The organism is Candidatus Eisenbacteria bacterium, assembly GCA_016867495.1.
Taxonomy (GTDB): domain Bacteria; phylum Eisenbacteria; class RBG-16-71-46; order CAIMUX01; family VGJL01; genus VGJL01.
The window spans coordinates 177,300-191,279 of the sequence record VGJL01000001.1 but is presented as its reverse complement, the minus strand read 5'-3'; the positions used below and the strand labels follow the sequence as shown (position 1 = coordinate 191,279).

The 13,980-nt window shown below is 68.3% G+C and carries 11 protein-coding genes; 10 read left to right on the top strand and 1 reads right to left on the bottom strand.

The window, feature by feature from the left end; translation table 11 throughout:
- Positions 1-324 (bottom strand): NAD-dependent DNA ligase LigA (locus FJY88_00830; protein MBM3285886.1); only part of this gene is annotated, 324 nt, incomplete at its 3' end.
- 204 nt (positions 325-528) lie between these two features.
- On the opposite strand from FJY88_00830, the gene FJY88_00825 reads away from it, so the two are divergent.
- The 10 genes from FJY88_00825 to FJY88_00780 all read left to right on the top strand — a co-directional run bounded on the left by FJY88_00825 (position 529) and on the right by FJY88_00780 (position 13,934).
- Positions 529-1,275 carry a glycosyltransferase family 2 protein gene (locus FJY88_00825; GenBank protein MBM3285885.1) on the top strand — a complete coding sequence of 249 codons (747 nt, stop codon included), beginning with the start codon at positions 529-531 and terminating at the stop codon, positions 1,273-1,275.
- The gene (locus FJY88_00820) at positions 1,272-1,652 is read left to right on the top strand and encodes a DUF2304 domain-containing protein (protein ID MBM3285884.1); all 381 of its coding nucleotides are present in this window, start codon (positions 1,272-1,274) and stop codon (positions 1,650-1,652) included. The genes FJY88_00825 and FJY88_00820 overlap by 4 nt, the downstream gene beginning before the upstream one ends.
- Complete coding sequence (locus tag FJY88_00815) at positions 1,649-3,757, top strand: hypothetical protein (GenBank protein MBM3285883.1); 2,109 nt, start codon at positions 1,649-1,651, stop codon at positions 3,755-3,757. Before FJY88_00820 ends, FJY88_00815 begins: the two co-directional genes overlap by 4 nt.
- A complete protein-coding gene (gene hutU / locus FJY88_00810) occupies positions 3,754-5,430 on the top strand; it encodes a urocanate hydratase (GenBank protein ID MBM3285882.1) in 1,677 nt (558 codons plus the stop codon). Before FJY88_00815 ends, hutU begins: the two co-directional genes overlap by 4 nt.
- 16 nt (positions 5,431-5,446) lie before the next feature.
- Complete coding sequence (locus tag FJY88_00805; GenBank protein MBM3285881.1) at positions 5,447-6,745, top strand: imidazolonepropionase; 1,299 nt, start codon at positions 5,447-5,449, stop codon at positions 6,743-6,745.
- Positions 6,746-6,757: 12 nt separating this feature from the next.
- On the top strand, positions 6,758-8,479 hold the full coding sequence (locus FJY88_00800; protein ID MBM3285880.1) for a tetratricopeptide repeat protein: 1,722 nt from the start codon (positions 6,758-6,760) through the stop codon (positions 8,477-8,479).
- 233 nt (positions 8,480-8,712) lie between these two features.
- On the top strand, positions 8,713-10,407 hold the full coding sequence (locus FJY88_00795) for a hypothetical protein (protein ID MBM3285879.1): 1,695 nt from the start codon (positions 8,713-8,715) through the stop codon (positions 10,405-10,407).
- Between the two features lie 30 nt (positions 10,408-10,437).
- Positions 10,438-10,944, top strand: a complete 507-nt coding sequence (locus FJY88_00790; protein MBM3285878.1) for a helix-hairpin-helix domain-containing protein — start codon at positions 10,438-10,440, stop codon at positions 10,942-10,944.
- Between the two features lie 150 nt (positions 10,945-11,094).
- Positions 11,095-12,765, top strand: a complete 1,671-nt coding sequence (gene pilB / locus FJY88_00785; protein ID MBM3285877.1) for a type IV-A pilus assembly ATPase PilB — start codon at positions 11,095-11,097, stop codon at positions 12,763-12,765.
- Positions 12,766-12,815: 50 nt separating this feature from the next.
- Complete coding sequence (locus tag FJY88_00780; GenBank protein ID MBM3285876.1) at positions 12,816-13,934, top strand: DegT/DnrJ/EryC1/StrS family aminotransferase; 1,119 nt, start codon at positions 12,816-12,818, stop codon at positions 13,932-13,934.
- Positions 13,935-13,980 lie beyond the last annotated feature (46 nt).

Genomic DNA, 13,980 nt, shown 5'->3' with positions numbered 1-13,980 from the left:
CTCCGTCGTACCGAGGAAACGTTGGACCCTCTGGTCGAACTCGCGCAGCTCGCTCTCGTCGTAGGTGTTCTGGAGCGAGAGCATCGCCGTGGAGTGCACGACCGTCTCGAACCGCTCGAGGGGCTCTCCTCCGACCCGCTGGGTAGGGCTGTCCGGAGTGACGAGATCGGGGAAGGCGGCCTCGAGCCCCTCCAGCTCCCGGACCAGGCGGTCGTAAGCGGCGTCGGAGATCTCCGGGTCGGCGTCGACGTAATAGCGCCGCGCGTGATGGACGATCTGTTCGCGCAGGCGGGCCGCGCGCCGCTCCGCTTCCCCTCGGTCCATCGAATGCCTCCGCCACCAGCCTACGAGTCCCGGCGATGGCCCGCAAGACGCGATGGCCCGCAAGACGCGATGGACTGCGAGGGCGTACGGCCCGCGAGGCGCCGCGGCCCGCAAGAGGCGATGGCCGGTTCCGGCCCAGGGGTGGAGGCGCCCGGGCGATGGAGGCTTGAGGCTCCTCCCCTCGTGCGATACTCTGGGACGGCGATGGCTCGAGAAGGGAACAGCGCGGAACGCCTCCTTGTTCTCATCCCCGCCTTCAACGAGGAGCGGGACCTGGGCGGTCTGATCGCGAGGGTGCGTGGGGTCGCTCCTAGCGCGGAGATCCTCGTCGTGGACGATTGCAGCCGCGATCGCACGGGAGAGATCGCGCGCGGGGCGGGAGCCCGCGTCGCACGACACCCCGTCAATCTCGGTTACGGAGCGGCGCTCTTGACCGGATATCGCTACGCCGACCGGGAGGGGTTCGGGCGCGTGGTCCAGTTGGACGGCGACGGCCAGCACGAGCCGGAGAGCATCCTGCCTCTCCTTTCGCCTCTCGATGATGGATTCGACCTCGTCCTCGGCTCGCGGTTTCGCTCCGGCGCGCGACGCTACCGGGCGCCCTGGCTGCGCGCGGTCGGCATGCGCTTCTTCGGCGGCATCGCGAGCCAGGCGCTGGGGCAGCGGATCAGCGATCCGACCAGTGGATTCCAGGCCCTGAGCCGCCGCCTCGTCCTCTTCCACTCTCGGGGAAACCACTTTCCCCAGGACTACCCGGATGCCGACATCCTGATCCTCGTGGGCCGCCGGGGTTTTCGGATCACCGAGGTCCCTGTCACGATGTACGAGAAGCCGACCGGCAGCTCGATCCACAGCGGTTTGCGACCGATCTACTACGTCATCAAGATGACCCTCTCGATCCTGCTCGCCCTCAGCGAGAAGCGCAGGGCCATCGATGAGGAGGTCCCGTGACCCTCAGCGCGCGCCTGCTGATCATCGGAGTGGGCTTGATCTTCTTGCTGGTCGTTCTCGGGATGGTCCGCCGGAGATCCCTGGGCCTGGAATACTCGATCCTCTGGCTTCTCCTCACGGGGCTCGCGGTCTTGGCCGGCCTCGTCCAGAAGCAAGCCGACGCGATCAGCCGATGGATCGGCATCGACTATCCGCCGGCCTTCTTCTTGCTTCTCTGCGTCGTGGTTCTGCTTGCGATCGTGCTTCATCTCACTGTCCGGCTGGCGCGCCTGACAGAGGCCTTCCGCGCGCTCGCGCAGGAGATCGCGCTCCTCAGGGCGGGGGGTGAGGCGTCGGACCGGGCGCCGCGTGGAGAGCGGGACGGGAAGGAGCATTGAGCCTGCAGGCTTCGATCGATCGCGTCTTCGGGCCCAGGGGGACTCTCTCCCGCGTCCTGGATCGGCACGAGTGGCGCCCGCAGCAGGCGGAGATGGCCGCGGCCGTGCGCGCGACCCTCGAGAACTCCGAGACGCTGATCGTCGAGGCGCCGACAGGGGTCGGCAAGTCTCTCGCCTATCTCGTCTCCGGGGCCTTCTGGGCCAAGGCGGAAGGGAAGGTCCTGCTCGTCTCGACCCACACGCGCAATCTTCAGGACCAGATCCTGCGGAGGGATCTGCCTCTGCTGCGCAGGCTCACCGATCGGAGAATCGACGTTGCCGTCCTGAAAGGGCGGGCCAACTACCTCTGCCGGCGCCGCTGGGAGATGGCGCGGCCGGAGTTCCTCGGAACCACCGACGGCGAGGCCTTCACGCGCGCTTTCGAGGGATGGGCGCAGCGCACCGAGTCGGGCGACTTGGACGATGCCCCGGCGCTGGCGCCCCGGCTGCGCGCGCTCCTGTCGCGCGTCAGCTCCGAGGCGCGCTTCTGCGCTTCCAACGAGTGCGCGCCCGACCAGGGTTGCTACTTCAAGCTCTCCCGCCGAAGAGCCCGAGACGCCCATCTGGTCCTCGTCAACCACGCCCTCCTCGTGCTCGAGATCCTCGGCGGAGGAGCGGGCCTGCCTCCCTACGACGGCCTCGTGGTCGACGAGGCGCACCACCTTCCGAGGGTCGCGGCCGACGCGCTCGCCCGGAGCGTCTCTTCCCGCTCCTGGATCTCGGTCCTGATGGGGTTGGGGGGACAAGGGGAGCCGGGCGCGACGGACAGGATCCGCCGCGCGATCAGGGGGTGGCACTCCCGCGTCGACCGGGCTCGCTGGGTGGCGCGGATCCGCGAGCTGGAGGCCGACCTCGGGAGTTTGATCGATCGGTCGCGCGCCTACTTCGATGCGCTCCGCTCGATGGAGGGTTTCCCCGCGACCGGCGGCCGCGCGCGCTACCGCCTCGGCGCCGGCTCGGGCGGGCCGTTCCCCGAGACGACCTACCCCCTCCTCGACGCCGCGGGCGCCCTGCTCGACGCCCACCGGAGATTCCTGGACGAACTCTCGGGGCCGCTCGGTTCCGGCGACGCGGGCCGATCGCTCCTGTCTGAGATCTCCGGAGCGATCGAGGACCTGGATGTCGCCGTCCGGGACCTCACCTTCCTGGTCGAGGCGGGCGACCCCGGGGCCGTCTTCTGGTTCGAGAACGAGGCGAACGATGGCGCGACGATCCGCTCCCGTCCGATCGCCCTCTCCGATTCGCTCGGCGAGCGGCTCTCGGGAGGGCGCCCGCTCGTTCTCACCTCCGCGACTCTCGCCGTCGACGGCTCCACGGGCTTCTTCGCCCGGCAGTGCGGCTTGCGCGAGGGTTGCCGAGAGCTGGTCCTTCCGCCCGTCTTCGATCTGGAGCGCCAAGTGCGCGTCCTGGTGCCGCGATTGATGAGGGATCCCCGCGATGCGGGCCACGAGGTCGATCTCGCGCAGGCGATCGAGCGCCTCGCGCGCGAGATTCCGCGGAAGATCCTCGTCCTCTTCACCTCCCACGAAACGCTGCGGCGAGTCGAGGAGGCGATCCGAGGACCGCTGGAAGATCGCGGGATCCATGTCTATGCTCAGGGCCGGGACGCGAGCCGCCAGGCCCTCGCCCAGGCCTTTCAGGCCAGCGAACGGGCCGTTCTCTTGGGGGCGGCGAGCTTCTGGGAGGGGGTCGACTTCCCCGGGGAGGAGCTCGAGATCCTCGTGATGGTGCGTCTTCCCTTTCCCGTCCCGACCGACCCGTATGTGGAGGCCCTGGCCGAGAGATTGCGGGAGGAGGGTGGCGACGGCTTCGAGGACTTCATGCTCCCCGAGGCGATCGTCCGCTTCCGGCAGGGTTTCGGCCGCCTGATCCGAAGCCGCGGCGATCGAGGGATCTTCGCCATCCTCGATCCGAGGATCCTGCGCAGATCATACGGCGAGCGCTTCACGCGGGCTCTCGGGATTCCGGTCAAGGCGGTCGTGTCGTGGGAGGATCTGGTTCGCGAGGGCGAGGCCTGGTTTCAGTCGGCGTCCGAAGAGGGCGGCAGGGAGGAGATGCAGAAATGAGCGCGACGGCGGGACGGGCGCGGGCGCGCGAGGTGCGCGCCCCTCGAGGGCGCGAGCTCTCGTGCAAGGGATGGGTGCAGGAGGCGGCGCTCCGGATGCTGATGAACAACCTCGATCCGGACGTCGCGGAACGGCCACAGGACCTCGTCGTCTATGGAGGCTCGGGAAAGGCGGCGCGCAACTGGGATTGCTTCGAGGCCCTCGTCCGCTCGCTTCGATCCCTGGGAAACGACGAGACGCTCCTTGTGCAATCGGGCAAGCCGGTCGCCGTTTTCCGGACGCATCCGATGGCCCCGCGCGTTCTCATCGCCAACTCGCACCTGGTCCCGGCCTGGGCCAACTGGGACTGCTTCCGGGATCTGGAGGCCCAGGGGCTCATCATGTACGGCCAGATGACGGCCGGAAGCTGGATCTACATCGGAACGCAGGGGATCCTGCAGGGGACCTACGAGACCTTCGCGGAGGTCGCGCGGCGCCACTTCGGGGGCACGCTCGCGGGCAGGTGGGTTCTCACCGCCGGACTTGGGGGCATGGGCGGGGCGCAGCCTCTCGCGGTCACGATGAACGAGGGAGTCGCGCTGGTCGTCGAGGTCGATCCGGAGCGGATAGAGCGGAGGATCGCGACGCGCTACCTCGATCGCTGGACCGAGAGTCTCGAGGAGGCCTTGCGCCTGGTCGGAGAAGCGAGGACGGCGCGGAGACCTCTCTCCATAGGGCTGCTTGGAAACGCCTCGGAGGTCCTTCCGGAGCTCCTCTCTCGCGGCGATCTTCCCGATGTGGTGACGGATCAGACATCGGCGCACGACGAGCTGAACGGATACGTGCCCGGAGGGATGAGCCTCGCGGCCGCCCTCGATCTGCGCCGGAGCGACCCCAGAAGATACATCGATGCTTCCATGCGATCGATGGCCCGCCATACGGAGGCGATGGTCGGATTCCTCGATCGCGGAGGGATCGTCTTCGACTACGGCAACAATCTCAGAGGGCAGGCGCGGAAGGCCGGCTTCGCGAGGGCGTTCGACTACCCAGGATTCGTTCCGGCCTATGTCCGCCCCCTCTTCTGCAGGGGCAAGGGCCCGTTCCGGTGGGTTGCGCTCTCTGGCGATCCGGCCGACATCCACAGGACGGATGAAGCGATCCTCGAGACCTTCCCGTCCGATCCCTCGCTCGCGCGATGGATCCGCATGGCGGGGGAGCGAGTCGCCTTCCAGGGGCTTCCGGCGAGGATCTGCTGGCTCGGGTACGGGGAGAGGGAGAAGATCGGCCGAGTCTTCAACGATCTGGTGGCGCGCGGCGAGATCAAGGGGCCGATCGTCATCGGACGCGATCACCTCGACTCGGGCTCGGTCGCGAGCCCCTACCGCGAGACCGAGGCGATGCGCGACGGCAGCGACGCGATCGCCGACTGGCCCCTCTTGAACGCTCTGGTCAACACGGCCTGCGGCGCCTCCTGGGTGTCGATCCACCATGGAGGCGGCGTCGGGATCGGCAACTCGATCCACGCCGGCATGGTCGTGGTGGCCGACGGCACTCCCGAGGCCGGAGAGCGGCTCTCCCGCGTGCTCACAAGCGATCCCGGCATGGGGGTGGTGCGGCACGCGGACGCCGGATACGAGGAGGCGATCTCCTGCGCCAGAGAGCTGGGCGTCCAGATTCCCATGATGGAGGAGTAGGAGGCCGAAGGCGTCAATGAGAGAGCGGGTCGACATCCTCCTGCGGGAGATCGCGGCGCTGGTCACGATGGACCAGGGGGCTGTCCCGCGCGCCGGTGGGGAGGCGCAGGCGCTGGGACGGATCGATGACGGCGCGATCGCCATCCGGGGCGATCGAATCGCTGGAGTCGGATCGACCGATGAGATCTGCCGGCGGTATGAGGCTACTCCCGATCGCGTGATCAGCCTTCCCGGATCGACCGTCCTGCCGGGCTTCATCGATCCTCACACGCACGTCCTCTTCGCGGGGAGCCGCGACCATGAGTTCTCGATGCGCCTGGAGGGGCGAAGCTACATGGAGATTGCCGCCATGGGGGGCGGCATTCTCTCGAGCGTCAAGGCCTTCAGGGACGCGTCGGACGACAAGATCCTCTCGCAGACGCGCGCGCGCCTCGACCAGATGCTTTCCCATGGCGTGACAACGATCGAGGCGAAGTCGGGCTACGGGCTCGACAGTCGCCACGAGATCCGCGCCCTGAAGCTCCTCGACATCCTGGACGAGGAGCACCCGATCGACATCCTGACCACGCTCCTCGGAGCGCACGACATCCCGCCGGACTACCGGGATCGGCGGGAGAGCTATGTCCGAGAGATCGTGGATGAGATGATCCCCGCCGCGGCGAGCCAGACCCGTGTTCGGTTCTGCGATGTCTTCTGCGAGAAGGGGGTCTTCACTCCGCAGGAGGCGCGGACGATCCTGGAGACGGGCCGCCGCCACGGGCTCACGCCGCGCCTGCACGCCGACGAGTTCGCTCCCAGCGGGGCCTCGGAGCTCGCGGGGGAGATCCGCGCCGTCTCCGCCGACCACCTGATGGAGGCGAGCGATGAGGGTCTCGCCGCCCTCAAGCGCGCGGGAACGATCGCGATTCTCCTGCCCGCGACCACATTCTCGATGGGAAGCCGGCGCTACGCCCCCGCCGGAAAGATCTCGTCGCTGGGGATCCCGATCGCTCTGGCGACCGACTGCAACCCCGGCAGCTCGATGACGACGAACCTGCCGCTGGTCCTGACGCTCGCGGTCCTGGAGATGAAGATGTCGGTCGCCGAGGCGTTGACCGCCGTGACCGTCAACGCCGCCCACTCCCTGGGCCTCGCGGGAGAGGTCGGGCGTCTCGCCCCTGGCCTCCTGGCCGATCTTCAGGTCCTGCCCGCCTCGAATCCGGCCGCGATCGTCTATCACCTCGGCGGCTTGGCTCCATCTCGCGTGATGAAGCGTGGTCGCTGGGTCATCGAAGGGACCCGCCTCGCCTCCGCCGGAAAGACCCGGAACACCTGATCCAGGAAAAGGTTGGAGAAGCCTTCCCCTCCTGTCGATATGGAGGAGGGACCGTCGTTGGCAGGTCGCTTGGGGTCGCGCGTCGAGCCCGGAGGGAAGGCAGCGTTGGACAAGTGCGTCGTCGTTCGACGTAGGGCGCAGCAGCTGGCCCGGGCGGGGCAGCTCACAGAGGCGGTGGAGGAAATGGGCCGGCTCCTCCTCGGCGGCGAGCCCGATCCTTACGACTATGTCTTTCACGGAGACCTGTTGGACCGGGAAGGCAAGTCGCAAGACGCCATCGATTCGTACGAGGAGGCGATCTCCGCCTACGAGAGAGTCGGGCTGTTTCGCAACGCAATCGCCGTCGCGAAGAGGGTCCTCCGGACCGACGCGGAGCGCGCGCGCACCTACAGGCGCCTCGGTGATCTCTACTCCAAGGAAGGACTGATCGGCGACGCGGTGACCTGCTACCTCAACTACCTCGACCGGGCGGGGGGCGAAGCGGGGGGCGAGGAGTTCATCGAGGTTCTCGAACGGGTGGCTCAGCTCAGCGGCCCGCGCGTGGAGGTCGCCCTCCGACTGGCGGAGCTATACATCCGTGCCGGCAGGCAGGATCGCGCGGCCCATCTGCTGGAAGGGCTGGCCGACCAGGCCGCCGGCGCGGGCGGATTCGAGATCGCCAGCGCCCTGCGGGAGAGGGCGAACGCTCTCTGTCTGACCGTCGATGACGCCTGCGGGCAGCCGCCGCAGATCCTCGTCGAGGCGCCGGAGCCCAATGCCATATCCACAGGGGGCGATGCCTGCGACGCGATGGATCCCCGAGACGCGCAGCCGACGGAAGTCGCTCCCGCCCCCTTGCCGCCAAATGAAGAGCTCCCGGAGGACGGAGCGGAGGCCGCCGCCCGCCTCCGGCGCGGAATGATCGAGGAAGCGATCGGTCGCGGGGATCCGGAGCGAGCCCGAGAGCTCCTGCTCCGCCTATTGGATGAGAGTCCCAACGATCTCTGGGCGGCTGAGAAACTCGTTGCCGTTCACGTCCAGCTCGGGGATAAACTCGCGGCGGTCCGCCAGTTGAGTTTGCTGGGGGATCTCCTGATCACCCGGGAGGATTACGAGGGAGCCCTGCGCCGCTTTCTGGAGGTCCTCGACCTCGATCCCGGCGACGCGACGGCGCAGCGTCGGATCGCTCGTTTCCGCGAGATGGGTCTCGCGGTGCCAGAGGGCGGCAACGGAGGCCCCAGGGGCGGGCCGGAGACGCGGCCGGGAATGTCGGGCGCGACCGTCTGTGTTAGCGACCGGGAGAGCGTGGGAACGGAGGAATGGGTCGATCTGGCGGCATTGCTCGACGAGTTCCGCGCGGGTGTGCGCGAGCTGGTCTCCAGCGGAGATCACGAGGGCCACTACGACCTTGGCGTGAGTCATCTGGAGATGGGCCTGCTGGAGGAAGCGGTCGAGGAGTTCGGAGTCGTCCTCGCGACACCGGATCTTCCCGCGGAGATGGCGCTGAAGGTCAGGGAGATGCGGGGGCGGACCCTGCAGCGTCTCGACAGGCCGCAAGAAGCCGTCCGAGAGTATCGCGCCGCTCTGGATGTCCCCGAGCGGCCGGATTCGGAACGACGCCCGGTGGCCTATCAGATGGCCTGCTTGCTCGAGGAGATCGGGGAGTCGGAGGAAGCCCGCGCCCTCTTCCGCGGGCTCGCCGCGAAAGGGGCGTTCCTCGACTCGCAAGAGCGGCTTGCCCGTTTGGGTGGATAGCCGCCCTTCTCGTCTCTTCGACTGTCTCGCACGGCGCCGCGCAGCAGCCCGATTCCCTTTCCCGGGGATCGATCGATGGAAGCGACGCTGGCAGGGCCGCATCGCTTCCCGACTCCATCTCGCAAGATCCGAGCGGTTCCGATACCCTTCTCTGGCTCTCCCTCATGCCCGAACCCCCTCCCGTCGCCCCGGGAGGAGAGCCCGCCCCCTTGCGCCAGATGGATGCGTCCGCCATGCGGACTCGAGCGATCCAGGAGGCGCGCGAGGCCTTGAGGGACGGGCTCGGCATCCTCTGTCTCGATCCCGGGAGCCCGCACCTCCCGGAGCCTCTCTTCGGCACGGCTCCCGGCCGCGACATTCCTGAGATGCGCCTGGACGGACTTCCCGTCGGGCCGTCGCGGTGGCCCGAGACGTCCCTCTCGCCCGTGCCGGTTCTGGCCATCGGCGATGCGGTCCTCCGGCCCTACTCGCCCATCGTCTCGCCGCTCTCCTCGACAGGCGGGGAGACGATCGATCTGCGCTCCGCCGCGATCGCGCCCGACCGCGCCGTGAGCGCCGTGCGTCTGACCCGCGCTTCCTATGGGACTTTCAGCGAGGAGCTCGTGGTGAGTCGCCCGATCGGACGCTTTCTCGTATCAGGCTTCTACGGCGACTCGAAGAGCGCGGGTCGAGAGCCGTGGAGGGAACAGGAAGGGCAGACGATCGGGCTGCGAACCGCGCTCGCGCTCGGGCGGAGCTGGATAGAGGGGGGATGCCAGGACGCCGCCGACCGCTTCCGCCTCCTCTCGACCAAGCGCGGCCTCTGGGACAGGACGGCCTGGTCGCTTTCGTGGCGCCGCCCGGACTCCGCCGGGGTTTCGATCGAGGTCGCCTCGCAGTGGAACTGGACGCGCGCGGGCTTCGAGACGGCGCTTGGCCTCACGGAGAGACGCTCGCGGTCTGTGATCACCCGCTGCGCCGCTCACCGGAGCGCCGTGGGGGGAAGGGTCAGCCTTGTGACCGAGGTCGATGTCGCTCGGACCCGGAGACGGCTCGCGGGCGGCGCCGGGCGCCTCTTCGAGGACTTGTCAGTCGGATCCGCGCTCGGCTGGAGCGGAGGGGGCGCCGCGGGAGTCGTGCGGGCCTCGGCCGGCATCACCCGTCTGGCACCCCTGGCCGCGTCCCCGGTCTTCGCGTTCGAGTACGAGACATCGGGCATGAGGGCGGAGAGGATCCTCCTTCACTGCAGCCGCGCCGTCCGGAACCGGACGCTTCCCCGCATGCCGGCCGACGGCGAGGCCTGGGTATTGCAGGGTCTGGGCCTCGCATCCGAGCGGATCGATGAGCCGGCCGAGGCGCTGTGGCGCGCTGGATGCGAGGCGACCTGGGGAGGCGACCTGGCCCGAAATCGGCTGCGCCTTGGCGGGGACCTGCTTTGGATGACGCGCACCCTCGAGGTCGACGCGGGAGATCTCTCGCTGCTGGCGACTCAGCGTCGCGCGGACCTCGAGGACTCGCTGCAGAGAGGGGAGACGGGACTCGCCTCCGTGTGGGGACGGTGGGAGGGCATGTGGCCGTTCGGGTTCTACTCGGTTCTCGATGGGATGGGGACCGGTGCCCGCGGCGGAGTGAAGGCCCATCTGGGCGCGGCGGCCCTGCGTGGTGGCGCGGGGTTCGGTTGGGCCGGAGCCCTCTTCTCCGGGGATCTCAGGCTCGATCTCAGCCTGCGAGGGACGGGGATGAGCGCGAGCGCGACTCCATATGCGATCCTTCCCTCCCAGGGGCGGCTCGATGGCATCGCGCGGGCGCGGGTGGGCCGGGCCGATATCTACTTCGTTCTCGCCAATCTCTCCGACACGATCTCGCCGTCGATGAGCTACGAGGGCGGCTTCTCGACGCTGCCGCGCCGGCACTATCGCGCCGGCGTCCGGTGGTTCTTCGCCGAGTAGTCCGCCGGGTCGCCGGCTAGGCGGCGCGGGATGCTCTTCACACCCGATGAGCGCAGGGCCCTGATCGCCCTTGGCGGGCTCCTGATCCTCGGGCTCTTGGCGCGTCTCGTCGTCTCGGACGCTCCGCCGCCGGAGGGAGGCGGCGATTCCCTTCTCGTCATCCTTGCGGCGGGTTCAGATCGAGCCGTTGATGCCGGGCGAGACCGTCCTGACTCGACGGCCGCTCCTCCGGCCGGCCTCGTTGAGGAGGGGAGGGTGAGGATCAACGACGCGGGCGCTCAGGACCTCGTCCGGCTCCCGCGCATCGGGCCGCGCCTCGCCGAGAGGATCATCGCGACCCGCGCCCGGCAGGGTCCATTCCGATCCGCCGCCGACCTGATGCGCGTCCCGGGGATCGGCCCAAAGACCGCGGCCCTCCTCGCTCCCCTCATCTCCTGCTCGACGGCCGCCTCCCGGGCCCCTGCGGATTGCACTTCCGGGTCGCAGGGTGCAACGGGTCTCGGGGTTGCCGCCGACGCCGCGCACGGGAAGCCCTGACACGGCTACGGCTTGTCGGCCGGATAGAGGATCGGAAGCTGGCATGTCTCTGGTACCCGAGCGGATGCGCTGGCATCCCTGGGCCCGGGACCCCCTGAGGTTTGCGCACGACACTCCGGAGGCAGGCGAGTGAAACACGATCTGGGCACAATGCTCCTGGATGCAGGGCTCGTTTCCGAGGAACACCTCAAGCGGGCCAGGGAGATCGAGAAGGGCGAGGGAGGGTCGATAGCCGCCGCCCTGGTGAAGCTCGGCTCGGTCTCCGAAGAGCGGCTGCTCGTCTTTCTTAGCGAAGTCTATGGAACGCAGGCGGTCAATCTCGATCAGATCGAGATCGATCCCGCTGTCGTCCGGATGATCCCTCCGGAGGTGGCGAACAAGTTCCAGGTCATCCCGATCGCCCGGGTGGGAAGACAGCTCACGGTCGCGATGGCCAACCCAACGAACTTCTTCGCGATCGACGACATCAAGTTCATCACGGGGCACGAGGTTCGCGTTCTCGTCGCCACCGAGGGACAGCTCCGACGCTCGATTGACAAGTACTACGAGTCCGCGGGCTCCATCGACGACATCATGCGGTCGGTCGAAGAGGATGTCGAGGTCGTCGAGACGCTCGATGAGGAGTCGATCGATCCGGGCGTCTCGGGGGCGGAGCAGGCGCCGGTCGTGCGGTTCGTCAACGGGATCATCTCCGAGGCCGTCCGGCGCGCCGCGAGCGACATCCACATCGAGCCGTACGAGAAGACGCTCAGGGTGCGTTTCAGGATCGACGGCACTCTCTACGAGATGATGTCCCCGCCGCACAAGCTCCGTGCGGCCATCACGTCCCGGGTCAAGATCATGGCCGATCTGGACATCGCGGAGCGGAGGGTGCCCCAGGACGGCCGGATCAAGATCCGCCTCGGGCGGCGGCAGGTCGACCTGCGAGTCTCAAGCCTTCCGTGCATCTATGGCGAAAAGATCGTGCTGCGCATCCTCGACAAGTCGAATCTCTCGCTCGACCTCACGAAGCTCGGGCTCGAGCCGTCGGCGCTGGAAGCCTTCATGCGCGCGATTGCCCTGCCTTACGGGATGATCCTCGTCACAGGGCCGACCGGCTCCGGCAAGACGACGACCCTCTATTCGGCCCTCTCCAAGGTGAATCTGCCTGGCGTGAACATCATGACCGCGGAAGACCCCGTCGAGTACAACCTCGACGGGATCAACCAGGTGAATGTGAACGATGCGATCGACCTCTCTTTCGCCGCGGCTCTGCGCGCCTTCCTGCGGCAGGACCCCAACATCATCATGGTCGGGGAGATGCGGGACAAGGAAACCTCCTCGATCGCGGTGAAGGCGGCCCTCACGGGGCATCTCGTCTTCTCGACGCTTCACACGAACGACGCCGCGTCGACGCTGACGCGACTCGTCGACATGGGTGTGGAGCCGTTCCTGGTCGCCTCCTCGACCAATCTGATCGTCGCCCAGCGCCTCATCCGGAAGGTCTGCTCCTCGTGCAGGGAGCCGGTCGACTTGAGCGACGAGCTTCTCCGTGAGCTCCAGCTGAAGCCGGGCGACATATGCGACCTCACGCTCTTTCGTGGCCGCGGCTGCTACGACTGCAACAGCACCGGCTACCGGGGTCGCCAGGGAGTCTACGAGGTGATGCCGCTGTCGCCCGCCGTCCGTGAGATGATCCTCGGCCGGGCCTCGACGCGGGAGATCAAGGCGCAGGCGGTGAAGGAGGGGATGTTGACCCTTCGGATGGACGCCCTCGAGAAGCTGAAGCGCGGCGTCACGAGTCCCGAGGAAGTCCTGAAGGAAACCGGCCCGGACGAGTAGAGCCGCCGCACCCAAATGGTCTAGGATCTCCGGAGGGGAAGGAGATGCCTATGCGGGTGCCGATGCTCGATACGCGCGCGCAGTTCCAGTCCTTGCGGGAGAACCTTCTGGAGGCCGCCGAGCGCGTCCTCTCCTCCGGCCAGTGGATCGGGGGGGGAGAAGTCCGGGCGCTCGAGGAAGAGATCTCCGCCAGGGTCGGGGCCCGCCACGCCGTCGCCCTCGCCTCCGGCACCGACGCGCTGCTGCTCTCGCTGAAGGCGCTGGGAGTCGGGGCGGGCTCCGATGTGATCGTGCCCACCTTCACCTTCTTCGCGACGGCCGGCGCCGTCGTGAACGCCGGCGGGCGTCCCGTCTTCTGCGATATCGAGCCCGAGGGGATGAACCTCGACCCCGGCTCGTTCGAGCGCGCCATCACGGATCGCACGCGGGCTGTCATCCCGGTCGACCTCTTCGGGCAGTGCGCCGACTACGACGCGATCGGGGGGATCGCCAGAGGGCGAGGCATCGCCGTGCTCGAGGACGCGGCCCAAGCGATCGGCGCCGCGCTTGACGGCAAGCCGGCGGGCTCGCTGGGCGATGCGGCCGCCTTCAGCTTCTACCCGACCAAGAACCTCGGGGCCTGCGGGGACGCCGGCATGACCACCACCGATGACGACTCGCTCGCCGCCGGCGTGAGGCGGCTCGCCGCCCACGGCAGCGATGGAGGCTATATCCACAAGACCGTCGGGACCAATAGCCGGTGCGACCCTCTGCAGGCCGCATTCCTGCGAGCCAAGCTCGCCCGTCTGGACGACTGGATCGCGGCGCGGGTCGCGAACGCGGCCCGCTATTCCAGGGCCTTCTCCGGCCACCCCGCGCTGCGCGTTCCCCCGGTACTGCCCGGCAGGGTCCATGCCTTTCATCAGTATGTGATCCGCGTCGAACGCGGGGCGCGCGACGATCTCTCGAAACATCTTGCCGAGCAGGGGGTCGCCACCGCCGTCTACTACCCGCTCCCGCTCCATCTCCAGGAGTGCTTCGCTTCGTACGGTGGCCGGCCGGGCGATCTTCCGGTGGCGGAGCAGGCCGCGCGGACCTGCCTGGCTCTCCCCATCCATCCCGACCTCGCGGAGGAGCAGCAAGAGCATGTGATCGCCCAGCTTCTCGCCTGGGCGGACCGCCAGGTCTAAGTCCCGCCTCAAGAACCCGCGTCGAGCGGACGAAAACCCTAGAGGG

Bases quoted from the DNA above. Each gene is read 5' to 3' on its own strand.
- FJY88_00825 (MBM3285885.1), top strand. From the start codon at position 529: ATGGCTCGAGAAGGGAACAGCGCGGAACGCCTCCTTGTTCTCATCCCC.
- hutU (MBM3285882.1), top strand. From the start codon at position 3,754: ATGAGCGCGACGGCGGGACGGGCGCGGGCGCGCGAGGTGCGCGCCCCT.
- FJY88_00805 (MBM3285881.1), top strand. From the start codon at position 5,447: ATGAGAGAGCGGGTCGACATCCTCCTGCGGGAGATCGCGGCGCTGGTC.
- FJY88_00795 (MBM3285879.1), top strand. From the start codon at position 8,713: ATGCGGACTCGAGCGATCCAGGAGGCGCGCGAGGCCTTGAGGGACGGG.
- FJY88_00790 (MBM3285878.1), top strand. From the start codon at position 10,438: ATGCTCTTCACACCCGATGAGCGCAGGGCCCTGATCGCCCTTGGCGGG.
- pilB (MBM3285877.1), top strand. From the start codon at position 11,095: ATGCTCCTGGATGCAGGGCTCGTTTCCGAGGAACACCTCAAGCGGGCC.
- FJY88_00780 (MBM3285876.1), top strand. From the start codon at position 12,816: ATGCGGGTGCCGATGCTCGATACGCGCGCGCAGTTCCAGTCCTTGCGG.